General features: G+C 64.2%; 16 protein-coding genes. 2 read left to right on the forward strand and 14 right to left on the reverse strand.

Features of this window, described 5'->3' with window-relative positions; translation table 11 throughout:
- Nucleotides 1–5: 5 nt before the first annotated feature.
- The 9 genes from nadD to OS914_RS03080 all read right to left on the reverse strand — a co-directional run bounded on the left by nadD (nt 6) and on the right by OS914_RS03080 (nt 11460).
- Entirely contained in the window at nt 6–650 is a 645-nt protein-coding gene (nadD, locus tag OS914_RS03040) for a nicotinate-nucleotide adenylyltransferase (RefSeq protein ID WP_267544577.1), read from the reverse strand.
- Between the two features lie 22 nt (nt 651–672).
- A complete protein-coding gene (locus OS914_RS03045) occupies nt 673–918 on the reverse strand; it encodes a hypothetical protein (RefSeq protein ID WP_267544578.1) in 246 nt (81 codons plus the stop codon).
- Between the two features lie 122 nt (nt 919–1040).
- Nucleotides 1041–2321, reverse strand: coding sequence for a glutamate-5-semialdehyde dehydrogenase (locus OS914_RS03050; RefSeq protein ID WP_267544579.1), 1281 nt, complete (start codon nt 2319–2321; stop codon nt 1041–1043).
- Between the two features lie 25 nt (nt 2322–2346).
- Nucleotides 2347–3483: a glutamate 5-kinase gene (proB, locus tag OS914_RS03055; RefSeq protein ID WP_267544580.1), complete on the reverse strand. Its 1137-nt coding sequence runs from the start codon at nt 3481–3483 to the stop codon at nt 2347–2349.
- A gap of 7 nt (nt 3484–3490) precedes the next feature.
- Nucleotides 3491–5116: a GTPase ObgE gene (obgE, locus tag OS914_RS03060; RefSeq protein ID WP_267544636.1), complete on the reverse strand. Its 1626-nt coding sequence runs from the start codon at nt 5114–5116 to the stop codon at nt 3491–3493.
- 187 nt (nt 5117–5303) lie between these two features.
- Nucleotides 5304–5567: a 50S ribosomal protein L27 gene (gene rpmA / locus OS914_RS03065; protein ID WP_267544581.1), complete on the reverse strand. Its 264-nt coding sequence runs from the start codon at nt 5565–5567 to the stop codon at nt 5304–5306.
- Nucleotides 5568–5653: 86 nt separating this feature from the next.
- Nucleotides 5654–5962 (reverse strand): 50S ribosomal protein L21, encoded by a 309-nt coding sequence (gene rplU / locus OS914_RS03070; RefSeq protein ID WP_267544637.1) that lies wholly within the window; start codon nt 5960–5962, stop codon nt 5654–5656.
- A gap of 299 nt (nt 5963–6261) precedes the next feature.
- Entirely contained in the window at nt 6262–7824 is a 1563-nt protein-coding gene (gene thiD / locus OS914_RS03075) for a bifunctional hydroxymethylpyrimidine kinase/phosphomethylpyrimidine kinase (protein ID WP_267544582.1), read from the reverse strand.
- Between the two features lie 219 nt (nt 7825–8043).
- Nucleotides 8044–11460 carry an Rne/Rng family ribonuclease gene (locus OS914_RS03080; RefSeq protein WP_267544583.1) on the reverse strand — a complete coding sequence of 1139 codons (3417 nt, stop codon included), beginning with the start codon at nt 11458–11460 and terminating at the stop codon, nt 8044–8046.
- Between the two features lie 493 nt (nt 11461–11953).
- Between OS914_RS03080 and OS914_RS03085 the strand changes: the two genes are divergently transcribed.
- A complete protein-coding gene (locus OS914_RS03085; RefSeq protein ID WP_420713854.1) occupies nt 11954–12619 on the forward strand; it encodes a vitamin K epoxide reductase family protein in 666 nt (221 codons plus the stop codon).
- Nucleotides 12620–12722: 103 nt separating this feature from the next.
- Here OS914_RS03085 and ndk read toward each other — a convergent pair whose 3' ends face one another.
- From ndk to OS914_RS03110, 5 genes are all read right to left on the reverse strand, one after another.
- A complete protein-coding gene (gene ndk / locus OS914_RS03090) occupies nt 12723–13139 on the reverse strand; it encodes a nucleoside-diphosphate kinase (protein ID WP_267544585.1) in 417 nt (138 codons plus the stop codon).
- A gap of 56 nt (nt 13140–13195) precedes the next feature.
- Entirely contained in the window at nt 13196–13639 is a 444-nt protein-coding gene (locus OS914_RS03095) for a DUF4233 domain-containing protein (protein ID WP_267544586.1), read from the reverse strand.
- Nucleotides 13640–15013, reverse strand: coding sequence for a bifunctional folylpolyglutamate synthase/dihydrofolate synthase (locus OS914_RS03100; RefSeq protein ID WP_267544638.1), 1374 nt, complete (start codon nt 15011–15013; stop codon nt 13640–13642).
- Between the two features lie 14 nt (nt 15014–15027).
- Nucleotides 15028–18432, reverse strand: coding sequence for an isoleucine--tRNA ligase (gene ileS / locus OS914_RS03105; RefSeq protein ID WP_267544587.1), 3405 nt, complete (start codon nt 18430–18432; stop codon nt 15028–15030).
- A 454-nt stretch (nt 18433–18886) separates the two neighbouring features.
- Nucleotides 18887–19723, reverse strand: a complete 837-nt coding sequence (locus OS914_RS03110) for an SDR family oxidoreductase (protein ID WP_267544588.1) — start codon at nt 19721–19723, stop codon at nt 18887–18889.
- A gap of 55 nt (nt 19724–19778) precedes the next feature.
- Here OS914_RS03110 and valS point away from each other — a divergent pair, with 55 nt between their 5' ends.
- Nucleotides 19779–22439: a valine--tRNA ligase gene (gene valS / locus OS914_RS03115; protein ID WP_267544589.1), complete on the forward strand. Its 2661-nt coding sequence runs from the start codon at nt 19779–19781 to the stop codon at nt 22437–22439.
- Nucleotides 22440–22488: the final 49 nt, after the last annotated feature.

Genomic DNA, 22488 nt, shown 5'->3' on the forward strand with positions numbered 1-22488 from the left:
ACTACTCATTCAGTACTAGAACTCACCTGTTGATTGGATCCCACACCACTGTGCCCTCGTTGAAGATAGAGCCCGTACTTGGCTATGTATTGCACCACGCCATCAGGGACCAGATACCACACGGGATTTTGTTCCTGGACACGGTCACGGCAGTCGGTTGACGAAATCGACATTGCGGGAACTTCCAACAAACTTACGTCAGAACGCCCCATACCGTCGAGGACGTGGCCTGGCCGCGTGACACCGACGAAGTGTGCCAGCGACCACAGCTCATCATTGTCTTTCCACGACATGATCTGTGCCATCGCGTCGGCACCGGTGATGAAGAACAAGTCGGCGTCCGGGCGCATCCTGCGCAAATCGCGCAAAGTATCAATGGTGAAGGTTGGTCCTGGCCGGTCGATATCGACTCGACTGACAGTGAATCGCGGGTTCGATGCGGTGGCGATTACCGTCATCAGGTAGCGGTGCTCGGGCAGGCTGACCTGGGTCTTCGCCTTCTGCCACGGCTGTCCGGTGGGCACAAAAACCACCTCATCGAGGTTAAATACAGCGGCGACTTCACTCGCCGCCACCAAGTGCCCGTGGTGGATCGGGTCGAAGGTTCCGCCCATGACCCCTAGTCGGAGGCGTCTGGGCGAATCCTTCACCTCTGCCGCGGGCGAAGGTGTGTTAGAAATGGGGAATCTTCTCGCCCTCGCCGTGATCGTGCTTGTTCGTGTGCTGGCGGTGCGGATCTGGGCTTTCGTCAACGGCGGAATGGCGGTTGCCCATATTCGTAAAGGAGGCGGTAATGAACATCAGCACGATCAAAATGACGAAAATTGAAACGCCAAACATCCACCACGGCATGAACAGCGGCGCTTTTTCCTCGTGTTCGGTGGCGGCCGCAAGAACGCCGGCAAGCTGGGTCAGCATTTTTCTCCCCTAAGTATCAACTACGCGTTCGTCCGACCAGCCGGGCGGCGGGTCAAACACCTTGAACTATCATGTTACGCGAAGCAGCCCATTGCGGCCGCCGAACGCTCCCGGATCGGTTGCTAGGCGCGGATTTGGCCCTCACCACGAACGATCCATTTGGTGGTGGTCAGTTCACTCAAACCCATCGGCCCACGAGCGTGCAGCTTTTGGGTCGAAATTCCGACTTCGGCACCCAATCCCATCTGGGCACCATCGGTGAAGCGCGTGGAGGCGTTGACAATCACCGCCGCGGAGTCTACCTCGGCAATGAAGCGCTCAGCACTGGACAGGTCGTTGGTCACGATCGCTTCCGTGTGCCCGGTGCTCCAGCGCCTAATGTGGCGGACGGCAGCGTCCAGCGAATCGACCATGGCCACGGCGAGATCAAGATCCATGTATTCACGCCCCCAGTCCGCATCGGACGCCGCTTCGGCACTGAGTCCGGCGGGAAGTTCCGCCATGATGCGCTCATCAACGTGCAACCGGACCCCTGCGGCAGACAACGCGGACAATACGTCCGGCAGGGCCGTAGCGTTGCGGTGAACGAGCAGCGTCTCGACGGTGTTGCAGACACTGGGACGCTGCGTCTTGGCATTGAGGACAATATCGACCGCCATGCCTGCGGGCGCGGATTCGTCAAGGTAAATGTGGACGTTTCCCTCACCCGTTTCAATGACGGGGACGGAAGCGTTATTCAATACAGACTGGATCAGGTCCCGCCCACCACGCGGGATCAGAACGTCAATTCGGCCACGGGCCCGCATGAGAACATTCGCACCAGCGCGTCCGTACCGGTCCACGCTTTGCACCGCGTCGGCCGGGAGTCCGGTACGTTCGAGAGCGTCGCGGAGGATCCCGACAAGTGCTTCATTCGTCTCTGCCGCCGCGCTGCCGCCCCGGAGAATCACGGCATTTCCACTCTTGAGCGCCAGACCGGCGATGTCCACGGTGACGTTGGGCCGCGCCTCGTAAATGGCTGCCACGACGCCCAAGGGGACATTCACCTGGCGCATCCGCAGACCATTGGGCAGCGTCTGTCCGCGGACCACGTTTCCCACCGGATCCGGCAGCGACGCGAGCTTTTCGAGCGCATCCGATAGTGCGGCAACCCGGTCCGGCGTCAGCGTGAGCCGGTCCAGCAGCGCTTCGGTTGTTCCGCCCTCCCTGCCCCGGGCAACATCCCTGGCGTTGGCGGCCAGCACCGAGTCTTGGCGTTCCCGCAGGTCCACAGCTATTGCCAGCAGACCCCGGTCTTTTTGGGCACGGTTTGCGTGTGCCATCCGGCGCGACGCCGCTCGGGAAAGGTCCGCAACGGCATGCACCGCTTCGGTTACGCCTTGTTCCACAGCCAGCTCATTCATAAAACAAGTTTAGGCCAAGGGCCGCCTAGAGCAGCACCAGATCGTCAACATGAACAACCTCACGTTCGTACTCCGGACCCAGCTGCAGCGCCAGTTCCTTGGTTCCGCGGCCCAGCATCTGCGGGAGCTCCGCGGCTGCGTAGTTCACTAAACCGCGGGCCACCACATTCCCGTTCAGATCAGCGAGGTCGACGGCGTCACCGGCCTCAAAGACGCCCGTCACGGCGGTAATTCCGGCCGGCAGCAGAGATTTGTGCCGCTCGCGCACGGCCTTGACGGCGCCGTCGTCGAGAGTCAATGTGCCGCGGATATCCGCAAGATGCGCCAGCCAGAGCAGTCGCACAGGCCGGCGTACACCGTTGACACTGAACCAGGTTCCGACGTCTTCACCGGCTAGGGCAGCGGCGGCGTTGGCCGCGGACGTGACCAGCGCGGGAATTCCCGTGTCCGCCGCGATTCCGGCAGCTTCGACCTTGGTGGCCATGCCCCCGGTGCCCAGACCGCCGGCACGGCCGATGGTAATGCCGACCAGATCCTCCGGTCCGGCGACGTGTGCAATCCGCTGCGCACCGCTTTGGGGCGGCCCGTCGTAGAGCGCGTCAACGTCTGAGAGCAGGACCAGAGCCTCAGCCTTGACCAGATGGGCCACCAGCGCGGCCAGCCTGTCATTGTCGCCAAAACGGATTTCGTGCGTGGCCACCGTGTCGTTTTCGTTCACTATCGGCACCACGCCCAGATTCAGCAGCCGTTCCAAGGCCCGGTGCGCGTTGACGTGCTGAGTACGCCGGGTCAGGTCTTCGGCGGTCAGCAGCACCTGGCTGACGGTGACACCGTGCGCGGCAAAGGCCTGGCTGTACCGTGCCATCAGGAGTCCTTGGCCCACGCTTGCCGCCGCCTGCTGGGTAGCCAAGTCCTTTGGCCGCCGGGCCAAACCGAGCGGTGCCAGCCCCGCGGCTATTGCGCCGGAGGAGACCAGGATGACTTCCGTTCCCTGCAGCCGGCGCTCGGCGAGCACCTGCACCAGCGCCAGCAGAGCCGGCTCCGAAATTCCACCGGCCACGCTGGTCAGCGAGGAGGAACCAATTTTGACGACTATTCTGCCCGCAGTGGCCAGACTGTAGCGGTCCTGCAATTTAGCCGACACAGGACTTTCCGTCTGCATTTTCCCCTTAGGAGTCATCGCCGGCGTGATGCGCCGAAGGATGGTCCAAGGCACTGTCGTCCGCGAGCTGGCTTTCGCGCAGCGGGGCAGCTTTCCTGCCCGGCCCCGGCGTTTCGGTCCAGACTCCCGACTTGCGCTCGGCCTCCAGCTCCACCCGGGTCGCCGCCCGCGCGTCCTTGCGCTCCTGCTGTTCTTCACGCTTTTGCGTACGGGTCGGTCGGTCGCCGAAGTCCGCCATCCTGATGTCTGTACCACGCGGAGACGCCAGATGCTCCGCTCCCCCCATCATGGTGGGCTCCCAGTCGAAGACCATGCCATCGCCCTCGCCGATGATGACGGTGTCTCCCGGTGTAGCACCTGCCTTGAAAAGTTTGTCCTCGACGCCGAGCTTGGCCAGCCGATCGGCAAGGTACCCGACTGCTTCTTCGTTGTTGAAGTCCGTCTGCAGCACCCACCGGACCGGCTTGGCGCCCAGAATCCGGAAGAACGGTTCGAGGTTCTTTTCCTCACGGCGGATGCTGAAGCCGCCGTCGTTGACGGCGCGCGGACGCAGCACCGGAACGGGAACCCTGGCGGCCTCGGTTTTGACGTCTTCACGGGCGGACTGGACGATCTCGGCCATGGCGAAGCCTAGCTCGCGCAGCCCCTCATGGCTGACGGCGGAGATCTCGAAGACCTTGTAGCCACGGGATTCCAGATCGCCGCGGACGTACTCGGCCATGTCACGGCCATCCGGGGTATCAATCTTGTTCAGCGCCACCAGCTTCGGCCGGGCGTTCAGCGGCACGACCTCACCGTCGGAACCGGCAAAGCTCATGTCGACGGCGTAGCGGTCCAATTCCCGCTCGATGACCGCAAGATCACTCAGCGGGTCCCGGTCCGATTCGAGCACAGCACAATCCAGGACGTGCACCAAAGCGGCGCAACGCTCCACATGGCGCAGGAAGTGGTGCCCAAGCCCCTTGCCTTCGCTGGCACCTTCGATCAGGCCCGGAACGTCGGCAATCGTGAAGCGGACATCGCCCGCCTGGACCACGCCGAGGTTCGGAATAAGGGTAGTGAACGGGTAGTCGGCGATCTTGGGCCGGGCTGCCGACATTGCTGCAATCAGGCTCGACTTGCCGGCGGAGGGGAAGCCCACCAGCGCGATATCCGCGATGCTCTTAAGCTCCAGGACCACGTCCCGCGCGTCGCCGGGAACGCCGAGGAGGGCGAAACCGGGGGCCTTGCGCTTCTGCGACGCCAGGGATGAGTTGCCGAGGCCGCCTTGGCCACCGGCGGCAGCAATGTATTCGGTGCCTTCGCCGACCAGATCCGCGAGAACATCGCCGTCCTTGGTTTTGACAACAGTTCCGGTCGGAACCTGGAGGATCAGGGTTTCGCCGGTCTTGCCGTTGCGCCAGTCACCCATCCCAGGACCGCCGTTGCTGGCGTGCCGGTGCGGGGCGTGGTGGTAGTCCAGCAACGTGGTCGTGTTCTCCGACACGCGCAAAATGACGTTGCCGCCGTCACCGCCGTTGCCTCCGTCGGGACCGCCCAAGGGCTTGAATTTCTCCCGCTTGACTGAGACGCAGCCATGGCCACCTGTCCCGCCGGATACGTGCAATACAACCCGGTCAACAAAGCTGGCCAATGGATTCTCCTTGAATAGTTCTGCCCTCGCGTCAATTCTATCCGCGGGCAGTAAAGCAAATAATGCAACCAAGTTGGGGCACCTTCGGCACCAGACCCGATGTCAAAGTCAACGTAGTTAAAAGGCTGTGGAGCGGGCCAAGCGGCCCGCTCCACAGGAAAAACGTCTGGTGCTACTGTGCCTGCTGCTACTGCGCAGCTGCTGCGGTAACGATGTTCACAACACGGCGGCCGCGGGCGGTGCCGAATTCAACGGCTCCTGCCGTCAGAGCGAACAGCGTGTCGTCGCCACCGCGACCTACGCCGGCGCCGGGGTGGAAATGCGTTCCACGCTGGCGGACGATGATCTCGCCTGCGGAAACTACCTGACCACCGAAACGCTTTACGCCCAAGTACTGGGCGTTGGAGTCACGGCCGTTGCGAGTGGAACTCGCACCCTTTTTATGTGCCATTTGAAATGCCTACCTTATTCGACTGAAGACGACTGAACCACGGGATCGCATAGCCGCGGTCTAAGAAACCGCAGCGGGTTGAGAAACTACGCGATCGAGGTGATCTTTACCTTGGTCAGTTCCTGACGGTGGCCCTTGCGGACCTTGTAGCCGGTCTTGTTCTTGAACTTCTGGATGACAATCTTCGGGCCGCGAAGATCTTCCAGAATTTCAGCCGTAACCTTAATCTTGGCCAGGTCCTCAACGGCGGAGGTGATTTTCTCACCATCAACCAGGAGCAAAGCGGGCAGCTCAAATGTGCTGCCGGCTCCACCGGGGACGCGGTTCAGGGTTACGTAGTCTCCAACGGAAACCTTCTCTTGGCGGCCGCTTGCGCGGACAATCGCGTACACCACTGTGGAACTCACTTCTCTCGACGTTTATAACAAAGTTTACGTGCGGATCCGGAAAATATTTCGCCGGATGCCTGCTGTGCCCCGACGCCGAGGACCTCTCAAAGGAGTAAATGCCCTGAACTGGCGTAAGCACCGAAGATCAAGAATACGCTAGATCCGCCCTCGGCCGCAAATGAGGCGGGCTCCCCGAGACCTGCCGTGATAAGCGCCACTGTTGGGTCGCGCCTTCGACGGGCAATAGAGCCTGGCACCGGAGAACCCTGCCTAGCCAGCTTAGCTTGTGGTCGGGCGTTTGGCGCTCAGGACACCGGCGCGGCGGATGGGTATTTTTCCGCGTGCAGTCTCGGTGCGTCAAAGAAGGCCAGCTCATACTTCGCCGACTGGGCGAACGCGCGGCGCATTCGCTCCCGGTCTGCGGGCGAGGCGTTTCGGGCTGCCGCGTCCGTGATGGCAATGGCCTGTTCGGTCGCCGCCGCGAACGCTTCATCCGCATAGGTACGCAGCCATGCGGCATACGGGTGGGATCCACCGCCGTCGCCGCCGTCGTCGTCCGGAAAATCGATCAGGAACTGCCGGTGCAGCCTCGCTCCGACATCCGCGTACAGCCAATAGCAGGGCAGGACCGCGGCGACTACCTCCCCGTAGCTGCCGCCGGAGCTGGCCGCCAGCAGATGATCCACGTAGGCCTTGGTCACCGGTCCCTGCACAGCCGGCTCGGTCAGCGCACCCAGCCAATTGCGGTGCAGCTCCGTCTCCACCTCGAGGCACTGCCGCGACGACGTGGCCCAGAACAGCTGTTCCGCTTCCGTGGGCGCCAAGGCACTGGCCCGGGCCAAAACGCGCGAATAACCCGTCAAATACAGTGCATCCTGGGCCAGGTAATAAGCGAAGTGCCTTTCAGCAAGGGTTCCATTGCCCAGATTCCGGATGAACTCCAGCCCGGTAATCGCCATGCGCACGGCAGCGCTGTCCCTCCACAGTTGCGCGGAAAAGTCATTTCCCTCCGGTGCACGGGTAGACCAGAGCGCATGGAAGTGATGTACCGGACCGTGACCGCTGCCCACCCGCAGTTCGTCGGCATGGTCAAGCGCGCCGCGCAGCCATGACTTCACCTGCCGCAGGGCTGCCGGCCAGTCCCCCAGCTGCGACTGGACAGTAGCGAGGCCAGCCGAGAGCGAACAGCCGGTGCCGTGCGTATTGCGCGTTCGAACCCGGGGCGCGCTGACTTCGTACACGGAACCGTCCGGGTCAACCAGCGCATCCGGGCAGTCCGGTGAGTGCAGATGGCCGCCCTTCACCAGTACCCGTATGTCGCTGCCGAAGGCTAGCCGCTTCCCCTGCGCCAGCGCCTCCTCCCAGCTTTCGGCCGGTTCCTCCCCCAGCAGCACGGCGAGTTCCGGGAGGTTGGGGGTGACAAGGTCCGCCTGACGCAGCAGCCGCTGCAGCGCTTGCTCAGCGTCTGCCGCCAGCAGACGGTCACCGCTGCTGGCCACCATCACGGGATCGAGGACGACGACGGCCGGCCGGGTGTGTTCCAGCCAGCGGGCTACGGTGTTGATCACCGCTGCATCCCCCAACATCCCAATCTTGACCGCATCGATCACGATGTCCTCCGCCACGGCGTCGAGTTGGTCCTGAAGGAACGCCACGGGCGGGACGTGCACGGAGCGCACGCCCTGGGTATTTTGGGCGGTCAGCGCAGTGATGACTGCCATGCCGTAGCCGCCGTTGGCCGCGATGCTTTTCAAATCCGCCTGGATCCCGGCCCCGCCAGAGGGATCGGAACCGGCGATGCTGAGTACCCGCGGAATCCGACGCTGTGGGTTTTCGGGCCGTGAGTTGGGCTGGGTTCCGCTGGTCATAGGGACATCCCTTCGCCGGTGCTGGCCGGGCAGGTTCGACGGGTCTGGATCTCAGCCGGCCCTATGGCGCGGCACCCCGTGTCAAAACCCACCCTAGCCGATGGAGGGGCGGAACATCTTCCCGCCCATCTCAAAGCTGCGGACTAACCCGCAAAATCCCGGCAACCCCACCTTGGGCGAGGGGTTGCCGGGGTTTGCGAGTATGTTCTGCCCGAGGTTCTAAAGCTCGGAAGCAGGCACTCCCACACCGAGAATAATCGGTTCGGCTGCTTTCGCGCCCTGCTGGACAGCAGCGGTGCGCGGAGCATGGTCTGGTCTGGCCGGAACGTGGACTACGTGTTCCTGCCCGGCGTTGGCCTCTACGGTGCCGGCCGGCGCCGCCGTGCGCTGCTGAACCTCATTCGCGTTAGCGGAACCCTGGGCACGGCTGGCACCGCGGTTACGACGTCCCCGGCGTTCGTTGGTGCGCAGGGGCTCGCCGCTGGCGTCCAACCCGGAGTGATCCGGGACCTCGGCGGCTGAACCTTCGGCAAGGTGCTCCAGCACGTCCGCCAGCCCCGCCAAGGCCAGGGCTGGATCAACCGGAGCCCCCAACGGGCGGCTGTTGCCCCGCGGGAGCTCGATCGCTTCGCCGCCAATGGTTAACTGCCCGCCCCGCGGATCCTGAGTTTTTGCGTCGCCTCCGGCCTCCCGCCGAGCGCCAACATGCCCCGCCACCGCAGTGTGTTCAACAGCCGCGCCTTGCTCCGGCGCATGGTGCTCAGCACCATCCAGATGGGCGGCATGGGTCGCCGCGGCGATCGTTGCCAGCGCGGTCCGGGCCGCGGAAGCCTTCGCCTGGCGCTCGGCATCGCTCACTTCAGCCATCGGAGCATCCGAGATTTCCGCTTCTGCACCCTGCTGCCCCCGGCGGCGCTTCTTTTCGCGCTGCTGGCGGGCCGGCTCCTGTCTGGCTTGCTCGTGACGCGGCTGGTCGTGGCGTACCTGCGGATGGTGCTGCTCCGCCGCCGTCGTGGTCTGCATGCGGCGATGCTCCACCGGCACGTCCTGGGTTACGACGCCGCGGCCGGCGCAGGCCTCGCACTGCTCGCCGAAGACCTCCAGCAGGCCGGTCCCCATCCGCTTCCGGGTCATCTGAATCAGGCCCAGCGAGGTCACTTCCGCAACCTGGTGCTTGGTCCGGTCCCGGCCCAGGCACTCGACCAGACGGCGTAGTACCAGATCCCGGTTGGATTCGAGCACCATGTCGATGAAGTCAATGACAATGATGCCGCCAATGTCCCGCAACCGCAGCTGCCGGACCACTTCCTCGGCCGCTTCCAGGTTATTCTTCGTGACGGTTTCCTCGAGGTTTCCGCCGGAACCGGTGAACTTGCCAGTGTTAACATCGACGACGGTCATCGCCTCGGTGCGGTCGATCACCAGGGAGCCGCCGGAGGGTAGGAACACCTTGCGCTCCAGCGCCTTCGCGATCTGCTCCTCGATGCGGAACGCTGCGAAGATGTCCTCGTTCTTGGTCCACTTCTCCAGCCGGTCCACCAGATCAGGGGCCACATAGGTCACATAGGCTTCGACCGTGTCCCAGGCCTCCTCGCCGGAAACAATCAGTTTGCTGAAGTCCTCGTTGAAGACGTCACGGACCACCTTAATGGTCAGGTCGGGTTCCCCGTACAGCATCTCCGGGGCCAGGATCTTGGTGGACGTGGCCTGAGCCTCGATGCCTTCCCACTGCGCGCGCAGCCGGTTGATATCGTGCGTGAGCTCTTCCTCGCTGGCACCTTCGGCGGCGGTGCGGACTATGACACCTGCGTTTTCCGGCAAGTGATCCTTCAGGATCCGCTTGAGCCTGTTGCGTTCCACATCGGGGAGCTTGCGGGAAATGCCTGTCATCGAGCCGCCTGGCACGTACACCAGATAGCGGCCGGGCAGCGAGATCTGGCTGGTCAGCCGCGCGCCCTTATGGCCCACGGGATCCTTGGTCACCTGCACCAAAACGGAATCCCCGGACTTGAGCGCATTTTCGATCCGGCGTGCCTGGCCGTCCAGCCGGGACGCATCCCAATTAACTTCGCCCGCGTAGAGCACGGCGTTGCGGCCGCGGCCAATGTCAACAAAGGCCGCTTCCATGCTGGGCAGCACGTTCTGGACCTTGGCCAGGTAGACGTTGCCGATCAGCGAATCCTGCTGCGTCTTGGAGACAAAGTGCTCGGCCAGAATTCCGTCCTCCAGGACCCCGATCTGGATCCGCTCATCCCGCTGGCGAACCACCATGGTGCGGTCAACGGATTCCCGTCGGGCCAGGAACTCAGCTTCGGTGATCACCTGGCGCCGTCGTCCGGTGTCACGGGATTCACGACGGCGCTGTTTCTTCGCTTCAAGCCGCGTGGAGCCGCGCAGACTGGTCACCTTGTTGGAGACCGGTGCCTCGGAGGGCTGCCGTGGTGCGCGGACGCGGGTAACGGTGTTAGGCGGGTCTTCGTCGCTGCCGCCGGTGAGTTCTAGATCCTGGTCACCGCGGCGCCTGCGGCGACGGCGGCGGGAGGTTACGCCGTTGTTGTCACGGTCGTTGTTGTCACGGCCGTTCTCATCACGGTCGTTGTCATCACGATCGTTGTCATCACCGGCGTTGTCGTCGGCGTCATCAAGAGATGAAGCGTTGTCAGAACGCAGTCCGGCGTCCTCGGAGCGCCCCCGTCGGGTCCGGCCACGACGCCTGCGGCGGCCACCGCCCTCGCCGGCGTCCGAATCATCATCGGATTCCGCCGGATCGACGGCGGTGGTTTTTGCGGTGGCTGCAGCCGCGCTCAGATCGGGCGCCTGAAACAGCACGGACAGACCCGGAGCCAGGAAGAGGGATGGTTGCTCTGCGACGGCACGGGGTGTGGTCTCCGGCACGGCGGGCGCGGCGGGTTCGACAGCAACGGCAGGCGCGGCCGGTTCGACAGCAACGGCAGGCGCGGCCGGTTCGACAGCAACGGCAGGCGCGGCCGGCTCGACAGCAACGGCGGGCGCGGCCGGTTCGACAGCAACGGCAGGCGCGGCCAGCTCGACAGCAACGGTCATAGCCGATTCGACGGCTACGGCACCTGCCGCCGCCGGACGCAGGTCCGCGGGGCCCGTAACTGTCGATGCCGGGGAAGCTATCGGGGAGGATGCCCGACGGCGGGCGGGCCGCTTCGGTGCCCTAGTTTCCAACGTCTGCGCGGCAGGAGCCGCCACAGGGCCGGCCGCGGTTTCGGAGGTCGCTTCGGGAAGCTCCGGCAGCTCCAGGGCCGCATGCACCGCCGCGGAATCCTCCGCAACCGAGGCTTCGACGACCTTCTTGGCCCTGCTCCGGCGCACCGGTGTTTTCCTGACCAGCCGCTGACCATCCGAGCCACCAGCGGAAGCCGCTTCCGTGGTTTCCGCCAGACCTGAATCTTCCGCTACCCGGGCGGGTGCCGGAAGGCTTTCCTGTTGGACCGTTTTACGGCGGCTCCGCGCCGGACGCTTTACCGCCGTCGTCGTACCTGTTTCGGCGGACGCGCCGGCGCTCCCGACCGCCTCAGCGACAGCGTTCTCATTCGTGCTGGTGTCTTCTGCGGCTGAATTATTGCCTGCTGCGTTTGCTTCTGCGAAAGACTGTTCATTATCCATCTGTGGCGTTGCTCCAGCCCCGAAGGCGTCGCCACATCCGGCGCCCGCTAGGGCGAATTAGTCAAAACCCTCGGGCGTTGACAGAAGTCGTGTGGATACTTCCAAGGTCGCACGAGCATTGGGTGCGGAATCACTTGGAAGCCAATTGCATGTTCCCTCTCCCGCTGGTCGTTCTGCCCAGCGGGGCCGCTCGGTGGATACCGGAACGCGACGGGTATCTTCACCCCGTGCGCTTGACGGTGCATCACCGGCGAGCTTGAAACCTTGCCATTGGACCGAAACCCGCATGTGGAACGAGTGCCAGCCAAAATCATTATCTCATACAGCGTAGGCGGCCGGTATTGGCGCCCGGTTCCGCCCAGATGGCCGGGTTAGAATCGGACAGATCCGCTTACCGAGGAAACAGGTGACTATGGCCCGGCCCCAGAATGCCGCAGGCAATACGATGTCAAGAGGCTCTACCGCTGGGCGTGCGGACCGCAACGGTTCCCGGATGAACCCGGCGTCCCGTTTAGCGCCGTCGTCGCGCCGTGCGGGTACGGACGACGCCGACGGCGACGCCGATTTTCCGCTGCTGACGCGCCGGAAACCGTTCGGCTGGCTGCTGCTGGTCACTGGAGTGGTGTCCTGGCTGGCCGCCGGCGCTCTGGTGCTGGACCGGCTGGAGCTTTATAAAGATCCCAACGCCATTACCAATTGTGATGTGAATCCGTGGATTTCCTGCGGCAAAGTCATGGCAACGCACCAGGCCGAACTCTTCGGGTTTCCCAACCCGCTGATCGGCGTGTTTGCCTTTGCCGTCATCATCACCACGGCCATGGTGCTGCTGGCCGGTGCGCGGCTGAGCCGCTGGTATTGGGTCGGGCTGCAGGTCGGCGTCACCCTCGGGATGATCATGATCGCCTGGCTTTGGTCGCAGGCGCTTTATGCGATCGGCATTCTGTGCCCGTACTGCATGGTGGTATGGGCGATGATGATCCCACTCTTCGTCTGGACCACCGTCCGGAACCTCCAGCATGGAATCATCCCCGCTCCGGCCGCGGTGACGAGGTTTCTCGCCGACTGGGCCTGGGTGATTGTTGGGCTGCTGTACCTTGGCGTGGCGGCGAGCATTTTCTTCCGCTTTATGAATCTGTTCCTCGGCGGAGGCGCCGGGTAGCAACAGAGCCGCCGTCGCTGCGCCGCCGCCGCCGGTGAGTGGGTACATCTGCCCCTAAATGTTGCGCAGATAGGGGCAGATGTACCCACTCACCGGGTGAGGGCTACGGGAACCAGATGCCGATTTCGCGCTGCGCCGATTCGACCGAATCGGACCCGTGCACCAGGTTCTGCTGGACCTTCACGCCCCAGTCGCGGCCCAGATCCCCACGGATGGTGCCCGGTGCCGCCGTCGTCGGATCGGTAGTTCCCGCCAGCGAGCGGAAACCCTCGATCACGCTGTGACCTTCGAAGATCGCGGCAACCACCGGCCCGCTGAGCATGAATTCCACCAGCGGCTCGTAAAAGGGCTTCCCTACATGCTCTTCATAGTGCTGCTCCAGCTGGGCCCGCGTGGCAGCCGTCATTTTCAGCTCCACCAAGGTGTAACCCTTTGCCTCGATCCGGGCCAGAATACCGCCGGTCAGATTGCGGGCGACGCCGTCGGGCTTGACCAATACCAGGGTGCGCTCAATGCTCACAGTTCCTCCAATTTCCTTTCTGCCGGTAATTATCTTCTTACCGAAAGATTCGATAGCTAGTTTAGGGGTTCGCCGGGGTGGTTTTGCTCCCATTGGGTCTGTTCACTGTCCCGTACCGCGTTCTCGCGGTCGATCCGGATTCCGGCCCGCAAGGCGTACCACCAGGTCAAAGCGAAGAGCACACCGATGACAAACATCATCGGCTCCAGGAACCCGGCGGCGATCAGGACCAGCTGCAGTATCCAGCCAACGGCTGGTCCCCACCGGCGGGACATGAAGGCGCAGGAGCCGATCAGGACCAGGCTCAGGACGATGCCGGCCGCCAGGATCAGCGGCTGCGGCACTTCCCTGCCCCGGAGCCCGAACACCACCAGCGTCGCAAAGAAGGCGACGAATGCCTCCAAGGCCAGCACAACGGAGGCAAACATCACTTTCGTGGAACGCCGCTTCTTCGGCATTCCCGGCTGCCATGCTTTTTGGGCCTTCGTTAGCCGTGCCATTTACACGCCTTCCTTACCGAGCAGGATCCGAGCCTCGGCCACGAGGGTGATGGAGCCGGTGATCAGCACGCCGCCGGAGAGGTCGTTGTGGCTTTCCGAGCGTTCCACCGCCCATTCGATCGCATCGTCCAGGCCTTCTGCGCTATGGATGTTTTCCTCGCTCCAGCCAAGATCCGATGCCAGCTCGGCAAGCTCGGCTGCAGGGATGGCCCGCGGGGATTTCGATTGCGTCAGGCAGATCTCCTCCGCCTCGTCGCCATAGGATTCCCGCAGCTGACGCAGAATTCCCTCCGCGTCCTTTTCCTGCAGGATGCCCAAAACCAGCACCAGCTTGCTGAAGGCGAAAGCCTCCTGCAGGGCCCGGGCACTGGCCGCGATGCCGGCGGGATTGTGCGCCGCGTCCACGACAACCGTAGGCGCGGTGCGGAGCACTTCCAGCCGGCCCGGCGAGCTGACGGATTCGAAAGCGGTACGGAGGACGTCGATATCCAGTTCCCTACTGCCGCCGCCAAAGAAGGCCTCCAGGGCGGCCACGGCGACGGCCGCGTTCTCGCCCTGGTGCGCGCCGTGCAGCGGCAGCACCAGGTCCGGGTAACGGCCGGCCAGTCCCTGCACCGTCAACACTTGACCGCCGACGGCGACCGAACGGCTCTCCACGCCGAACTCCACGCCTTCGAAGCGGAATTCGGCGTTCTTTTCCCGCGCAGCTTCCAAGAGCGTCTGGGCCGCATCAACCGGTTGCGCAGCGCTGATCAGAAAGGCACCTTCCTTGATGATCCCTGATTTTTCCACCGCAATGTCCCCCGTGGTGTCCCCGAGGAGTTCGGTGTGGTCCAGGGAAATCGGCGTCACCACCGCCACCTGGCCGTCGGCGACGTTGGTGGCATCGGTGAGCCCGCCCAACCCCACCTCCAGGACAGCCACGTCAACCGGTTCATCGGCAAAAACCGCGAAGGCCAGAATCGTCAGGCACTCAAAGTACGTCAGTCGCGGCTGCGAATCCGCCTCGAGCTCGGCATCCACAATCGCCAGATACGGGCGGATCTCGTCCCAGATTCGCACGAACGTCTCATCCGGCACCGGCGCGCCGTCGATGCAGATCCGTTCCGTGACCTTGGAAAGATGCGGGCTGGTGTAGCGGCCCGTGCGCAGCCCGTGCGCCCGCAGTCCTGCCTCGATCATCCGTGCCGTCGAGGTTTTGCCGTTGGTCCCGGTGATGTGGATCACGGGGAAGGCCTTATTCGGCTCCCCCAAGACGTCCATCGCGCGGAACAACGGAGCCAGCCGCGGTTCCATTTTGTTTTCCGGTGCGCGGCCCAGCAGCTCCGCAAAGACGCTTTCCACCGAGAATTCGTCGTGCTTTTCGCCGTGCATGTTCTCCCCTGCGCTCACTGTGCATCCGTCCGTCCGGCCGTCGCTTCAGCAGGTGTCCCCTGCCGCACGGTCCGTTCCAGCGCAGACCGTCCCACCGTCACTGTGATGTCCACGTCGCCGGGGACCAATTCGAGTCCCACGGAGAGCGTCTCCGTCCGGACCAGTTCGGCATTGGCGTGCAGCGCGTCAATGACATCCTGGGGGCCGGAAACCGTGGTGAAAATCCGGTCACTGACCTGCAAATCAGCGTCCTTGCGGGCCTGCTGGATGGCGCGCACCATGTCCCGCGCCACCCCCTCGGCTTCCAGTTCGGGGGTGAGCTCGGTATTGAGCACCACGAACCCACCGCCGGGCAGCATCGAAACCGCCGCTGTTGCGCCGCCGTCGGACTCCGCCACCACTGTCTCAAGCGAATATTCCTGCGGTTCCAGTTCCAGTCCGCCAGCGGTGACGGTACGGTCCGCGCTGACGGACCAGTCGCCGGATTTGGCGCCCTTGATGGCCCGCTGGACGTCCTTACCCAGGCGCGGCCCGGCGGCCCGGGCGTTGACCACAAGCCTTTCTTCAATGCCGAAGTGCTCCGGGGCGGCGTCCGAGGAATCCAGCAGCCGGACGGTACGGATGTTCAGCTCGTCCGCGATGACGGCGGCGTACGCTGCCAGGGCAGCGGCGCCGGGGACGACGACGGTCAGTTCCTGCAGCGGCAGGCGCACCCTCAGCTTCGCAGCCTTGCGCAGGCTCGAGCCGGTGGAACAGATCACCTGTGTGCGGGTCATCTGCTGCACCAGCTCCGGGTTGTCGCCGAATATCTGCGCGTCCGGCCAGTCGGTCAGGTGCACGGAACGCTCGCCGGTCAGCCCGCGCCAGATTTCCTCGGTGACCAGCGGCAGCAGCGGCGCGGCTACCCGGCAGACGGCTTCCAGCGCGGTGTAGAGCGCGTCAAAGGCGTCCCGGTCTTCGTCGAAGAACCGCTGCCGGCTGCGGCGGACATACCAGTTGGTGAGCATGTCCAAATAGCTGCGCAGCTCCCCGCACGCCCCGGAGATGTCATAGCCGTCCAGCGCCTGGCCGATTCCCCGGACCAGCTGCCCGGTCTGGGACAACAGATAATCATCCAGCGGATCGCTGTAGCCGTCATAGCGGAGCCGGGCGTCGTAGCCGGCCCCGTTCCCGGCGGCGTTGGTGTACAGCGTGAAGAAGCTGTACACGTTCCACAACGGCAGAATGACCTGACGAACGCCGTCCCGGATGCCTTGTTCTGTGACGATGAGGTTGCCCCCGCGCAGGATTGGACTTGCCATCAGGAACCAGCGCATCGCGTCGGAGCCGTCCCGGTCCAGCACCTCGGACACGTCCGGATAGTTATGCAGGCTCTTGGACATTTTCTGCCCGTCCGAGCCCAGCACAATTCCGTGACTGACCACGTTGCGGAAGGCCGGCCGGTCAAAGAGCGCGGTGGAGAGCACATGGAGCATGTAGAACCAGCCGCGGGTCTGGCCGATGTATTCCACGATGAAGTCTGCCGGATTGTGCGTCTGGAACCAGTCGGCATTCTCGAACGGGTAGTGCACCTGTCCGTACGGCATCGAGCCGGAATCAAACCAGACGTCCAGCACATCCTCCACCCGGCGCATGGTTGACTGGCCCTGCTCGGGCGTGCGCGGATCGTCCGGATTGGGCCGCGTCAGCTCATCGATGAACGGCCGGTGCAGGTCCACTTGGCCGTCCTTGTTCAGCGGCAGGCGGCCAAAGGCGCCCTGCAGCTCGGCTAGGGATCCGTACACCTCGGTGCGTGGAAATTCCGGATCATCGGACTGCCAGACCGGGATGGGACTGCCCCAGTACCGGTTCCGGCTGATGGACCAGTCCCTGGCGTTGGCCAGCCATTTACCGAACTGGCCGTCCTTGACGTTCCCGGGAATCCAATTGATCTCCTGGTTCAGCTCCACCATCCGGTCCCGGAACGCTGTGACCTGGACGTACCAGGAGGACACCGCCCGGTAGATCAGCGGGTTGCGGCAGCGCCAGCAGTGCGGGTAGCTGTGCTCATAGCTTGCCTGCCGGAGCAGTCGCCCCTCGGCGCGCAGCACCCGGGTAATCGGCTTGTTCGCCTCGAAGACCTGCAGTCCCACAATCGCACCGAGCGCACCGCCGGCAAACAGCGGCAGGAACCTGGCGCCGTCATCGACCGAGAGCACAACCGGGATGCCTGCTTCCTCGCAGACCTTCTGGTCGTCCTCTCCGTAGGCCGGTGCCTGATGCACGATTCCGGTACCGTCGGTGGTCGTGACGTAGTCGGCCAGCAGGATCCGCCAGGCGCGCTGCGTGCCGTATTTCTCCGCGTCCTCGAAGGTATCCCAGAGCGGTTCATATTCCAGACCCGCCAGTTCGGTGCCCAGCAGCGTTTCGGTGACCGCCTCCGCCGCCGCCGCCGCGTCCTCATAACCAAGGTCCTTGGCATAGGAGGCCAGCAGATCCGAAGCGATCAGGAAACCGTTGCCGCTCGCCGCCCCGGTGGCGATGCCGTGCGGACCTGCCGGCAGGACAACATAACTGATGTCGGGGCCGACGGCGAGAGCGAGGTTGGTGGGCAGCGTCCAGGGCGTGGTGGTCCAGGCCAGTGCCAGCACCCCGGCGAGCCGCCGGGAGATGGCGGACGCCCCGGCCTTGAGCGGGAAGCTGACCGTGACCGTCTGGTCCTGGCGCATCTTGTAGACGTCCTCGTCCATCCGCAGCTCATGGTTGGACAGCGGTGTTTCGTCCTTCCAGCAATACGGCAGCACCCGGTAACCGCTGTAGGTCAGGCCCTTTTCGTGCAGCTGCTTGAAGGCCCAGAGCACGGATTCCATGTACTCGACGTTGAGCGTTTTGTAGTCATTGTCGAAGTCCACCCAGCGTGCCTGCCGGGTGACGTATTCCTGCCATTCACCGGCGTACTTCATTACGGAGGAGCGGCAGGCATCGTTAAATTTATCGATCCCCATTGTTTCGATCTGCTGCTTGTCCGTCATGCCCAGCTGCTTCATCGCCTCCAGCTCGGCGGGCAGGCCGTGCGTGTCCCAGCCAAAGCGGCGTTCCACCCGCCGGCCGAGCTGCGTCTGGTAGCGGGCCACCAGGTCCTTGACGTAACCGGTGAGCAGGTGTCCGTAATGCGGCAGGCCATTGGCAAACGGCGGGCCGTCGTAAAAAACGAATTCGTTGCCCCCGGGCGGCTGATCGCCCAGCGCGGCTGGCCGGTTGTCAATGCTGGCTTGGAAGGTGCCGTCCTGGGCCCAGTAGTTCAGGACGCGCTCTTCGATCTCGGGGAAACGGGCGGCGGCCGAAACATGCGTGGGAGCGGGGCTGGGCGTAGCGCCGGGTACGTGCGAGCCGGGTTCGTGCGGCGCGGAAACTGTACTGGCCTTCGGGTAGTGGGTCATCTCATCATCCTGTGGGAAACGTGAACAATTCTGCATTCAGGATGCGAGGACGGCGCCCACCGAGTCCGCCCGGGGAATCCCACGACAGGCTTCCCGCTGCGGCCCGGGCAGATACCGCGGTACCACCTCACTTACCGTCGCCGCTGCACTTTACGTGCCTTTCGGCGTCGGCCGCTCATTAGCTGCTGTAACGGGCTTACCCGTCCGGTTCTACTCATTCCACGCGGTCAGCTGCGCAAAACGTTCTTCCGGAAGCTCACCGGTGATGGCCGGATCAAAGCTGGTCCCTCCAGTCTAGGTGCCCGGCAGGAAAACTTCCTATTGGCCAGCAGCGTTTCGCGCTGCTCGAAAGGCTGAGTCTGCCCGCCGCGTGCATTTTCCCGCCCCGGCGGCGAGCCACCCAGGTCACAGGCCACCCCAGGACACGAACCGCTCAGGACACGAACCACCCAGGTCACGAACCGCTGCGGATTACTTTGTGCGCAGCCGCCTGGGCAACGGGACGGACGACGATCTGATCCAAATTGATGTGATGCGGAAGATTCAGCGCGTAGGCAACTACATCCGCAACGTCGCCTGCCGTCAGCGGCTTGTCCACGCCGGCGTATGTTTTCTGCGCTGCGGCCGTGTCCCCGCTGAGCCGGTTCAACGCGAATTCCTCGGTGTGCACCATGCCCGGCAGGACCTCAATGACGCGCAGATTGTTTTCAACCTCCTCCAGCCGCAGCGCCTTGGTGAGCGCATGCTGGGCAAACTTCGCTGCGTTATAGCCCGATCCCCCTTCGTAGGCCTCGATGCCGGCCGTAGAGGTCAGGTTCAGCACCGTACCCGCACCGTGGCCGCGCAGGGCGGGTAGGAACGCGCGGATCATTCGCATCGTGCCGAGGACATTCACCCGGTACATCCAGTCCCAATCGTCCTGCATGCCGTCGGCCATCTTGTCCGCGCCGCGTGCACCGCCGGCAATGTTGACCAACGTGTCCAAGCCACCGCGGCCGGCCACGAACGTCTGCAAAGCCGCCACGGCGCCGTCGTCCGTCACATCGGCCGTGAACGGCACTGCACCTGTCTGGGCGGCCAGCGCCTCAAGCCGGTCAGTACGGCGGGCGACGGCGACGACGTCCCATCCGTCTGCGCGCAGCTTGCACACGGTGGCAGCACCAATGCCCGAGCTGGCCCCCGTCACCACGGCGCGTCGAAGGTGCCCCGGCGCTGCGGACGGGGCGACGGACGGCACTGCAGCCGACGGCACTGCAGACGAGGAGGATGTGGAATGAGAGGATTCGGTCATGGATCTAATCTAGTCCGGGATCTCCTCAGCCCCGCGGACATGAAAGAATCGGAACATGGCCGACCATCTTCAGGGCACAGACACGCCCGCCGCACCCACGTCCTCCGTACCCGATAAGCCCGCCTTGGAGGGGCTCGAAGCCGTGCTGACCAAGCGCTGGCGGGAACAGGGCACGTACAAGTTTGACCGGAACACCAGCAGGGATCAGGTCTATTCGATCGACACTCCCCCGCCGACGGCGTCCGGTTCACTGCACGTGGGGCACATGTTCTCCTACACGCAAACCGACGTACTGGCCCGCTATCAGCGGATGCGCGGAAAGAATGTTTTCTACCCGATGGGCTGGGACGACAACGGCCTGCCGACCGAACGTCGGGTACAGAACTATTACGGCGTCCGATGCGACCCGAAGCTGCCTTACGACGCCGCATTCACCCCGCCTGCCCAGCCGGCAAAAAACGAACGCGACTTCATCCAGATTTCGCGCCGAAACTTCATTGAACTGTGTGAAGAGCTCGCCGTGGAAGACGAGAAGGTCTTCGAGGACCTGTTCAGTACCTTGGGGCTGTCGGTGGACTGGGAGCTGACGTACCGAACCATTGATGATTCCTCCCGCGCCGTGAGCCAGCGGGCCTTCCTGGCCAATCTGGCCGCCGGGGACGCCTACATGGCAGAAGCGCCGACGCTCTGGGATGTCACGTACCGCACGGCCGTTGCACAGGCCGAGCTGGAGGACCGGGAACGTCCGGGCGCCTTCCACCGCGTGGCCTTCCACCGCCCGGACGGCGAAAGAGTCTTCATTGAGACCACCCGGCCCGAGCTGATTCCCGCCTGCGTGGCACTGGTGGCGCACCCGGAGGACGAGCGTTATCAGCCGTTGTTCGGCAGCACGGTCTTTTCGCCGCTCTACGGCGTGGAGGTGGAGGTCAAGGCCCACCCGCTGGCCAAGCAGGACAAAGGCTCCGGCCTGGTCATGGTCTGCACCTTCGGCGACCTGACCGACGTCACCTGGTGGCGCGAGCTGCAGTTGCCGACCCGGGCCATCGTGGGCCGGGACGGGCGCATCCTGGCCGATACACCCGCGTGGATCAAGGGCGACGGCGCCGGGCATTATCAGGCGCTGGCCGGCAAGACGACGTTCAGCGCCAAGGAAACCGTGGTGGCGCAGCTGCGCGAAAGCGGGGACCTGGACGGCGAGCCGAAGCCGATCACGCATTCGGTGAATTTTTACGAACGCGGCGACAAACCTCTTGAGGTCGTCACCAGCCGGCAGTGGTACCTGCGCAACGGTGGCCGCGACGCGGACCGGCGCGAACGGCTGATTGGCCGTGGCAAGGAAGTCGACTTCCACCCGGCCTTCATGCGCTCGCGCTACGAGAACTGGGTGCAGGGGCTCAACGGCGACTGGCTGGTTTCCCGGCAGCGCTTCTTCGGCGTCCCGATCCCGGTCTGGTACCCGCTAGATGCCGCCGGCAACCCCGACTATGCGCAGCCAATCCTCCCCGCGGACCAGGCCCTGCCGGTGGATCCCGTGGCGGAGCCGGCCCCCGGTTTTAACGAAGCACAGCGCGACGCTCCCGGCGGTTTCACCGGGGACGCGGATGTCCTGGACACGTGGGCCACTTCCTCACTGACGCCACAGATTGTGGGCGGCTGGAGCCGGGACGAGGACCTTTTTGCCAAGGTTTTCCCCTTTGATCTGCGTCCGCAGGGCCACGACATCATCCGGACCTGGCTGTTCTCCAGTGTGGTCCGCGCCGATGCTCTGCAGTCGGCCGCGCCGTGGAAGCACGCTGCCATTTCCGGCTGGATCCTGGATCCGGACCGAAAAAAAATGTCCAAGTCCAAGGGCAACGTGGTGGTTCCCACCGACGTACTCCAGGACTTCGGCTCGGACGCGGTGCGTTACTGGGCCGCTTCCGCCAAGCTCGGCGCCGACACCGCGTATGAGATCGGTCAGATGAAAATCGGCCGCCGACTGGCCATTAAGCTGCTCAATGCCTCGAAGTTTGTGCTGAACCTCGGCGCCACCGAGGCGTCGGTGCTGAGCACCACGGGGGTCCCCGCGCCGGGACCCGTAACCACCCCCTTGGATGGTGCGCTGCTCGCGCAGCTGGCGGACGTCGTCGACCAGTCCACCGCCGCGTTTGAGGCCTATGACTATGCCCGTGCGCTGCAGTTGACGGAAACGTTCTTCTGGTCCTTCACCGACGACTATGTGGAGCTCATCAAGGACCGGGCGTACGGCGCCGCAGGGGATGCCGGGCAGGCTTCCGTGCTGGCGACACTGGCTACCGCCTTGGATTCCCTGCTGCGGCTTTTCGCGCCCTTCATCCCGTTCGCGACCGATGAGGTGTGGTCCTGGTGGCGGACGGGATCGGTGCACCGCACGCCGTGGCCGGTAGCTTACCGCAAGGCAACCGGGGCTACGGGCGAAGGTGCCGGAGATATCACCCTGCTGGCCACCGTCGGGGCGGCGCTCAGCGGTATCCGTAAGGCCAAGTCCGAGGCGAAGGTCAAGCAGCGGACCGAGGTCCTCAGCGCCACCATCAGCGCGCCGGCCGGACAGTTGGCCCGGTTGCAGGCAGGTCACGGCGACCTGCGCGCCGCAGGTAATGTCCGGGAGCTCACTCTCGTCGAGGGAGCCGAACTGGCCGTGACCGACGTCGTGCTCGCGCCCGTGGAGGAGCCGGTTCAGGAACCCAGCCAGGCGTAGGCTAACCGCAAAGCGCCCCTCGTCGCGGGACCACGACGCAGGGACACAC

The sequence above is a fragment of the Arthrobacter endolithicus genome (assembly GCF_026627425.1).
Lineage (GTDB): Bacteria > Actinomycetota > Actinomycetes > Actinomycetales > Micrococcaceae > Arthrobacter_M.

Bases quoted from the DNA above. Each gene is read 5' to 3' on its own strand.
- OS914_RS03045 (WP_267544578.1), bottom strand. From the start codon at position 918: ATGCTGACCCAGCTTGCCGGCGTTCTTGCGGCCGCCACCGAACACGAG.
- OS914_RS03050 (WP_267544579.1), bottom strand. From the start codon at position 2,321: ATGAATGAGCTGGCTGTGGAACAAGGCGTAACCGAAGCGGTGCATGCC.
- proB (WP_267544580.1), bottom strand. From the start codon at position 3,483: ATGCAGACGGAAAGTCCTGTGTCGGCTAAATTGCAGGACCGCTACAGT.
- rpmA (WP_267544581.1), bottom strand. From the start codon at position 5,567: ATGGCACATAAAAAGGGTGCGAGTTCCACTCGCAACGGCCGTGACTCC.
- thiD (WP_267544582.1), bottom strand. From the start codon at position 7,824: ATGACCAGCGGAACCCAGCCCAACTCACGGCCCGAAAACCCACAGCGT.
- OS914_RS03080 (WP_267544583.1), bottom strand. From the start codon at position 11,460: ATGGATAATGAACAGTCTTTCGCAGAAGCAAACGCAGCAGGCAATAAT.
- OS914_RS03085 (WP_420713854.1), top strand. From the start codon at position 11,954: ATGAACCCGGCGTCCCGTTTAGCGCCGTCGTCGCGCCGTGCGGGTACG.
- OS914_RS03095 (WP_267544586.1), bottom strand. From the start codon at position 13,639: ATGGCACGGCTAACGAAGGCCCAAAAAGCATGGCAGCCGGGAATGCCG.
- OS914_RS03100 (WP_267544638.1), bottom strand. From the start codon at position 15,013: ATGCACGGCGAAAAGCACGACGAATTCTCGGTGGAAAGCGTCTTTGCG.
- ileS (WP_267544587.1), bottom strand. From the start codon at position 18,432: ATGACCCACTACCCGAAGGCCAGTACAGTTTCCGCGCCGCACGAACCC.
- OS914_RS03110 (WP_267544588.1), bottom strand. From the start codon at position 19,723: ATGACCGAATCCTCTCATTCCACATCCTCCTCGTCTGCAGTGCCGTCG.
- valS (WP_267544589.1), top strand. From the start codon at position 19,779: ATGGCCGACCATCTTCAGGGCACAGACACGCCCGCCGCACCCACGTCC.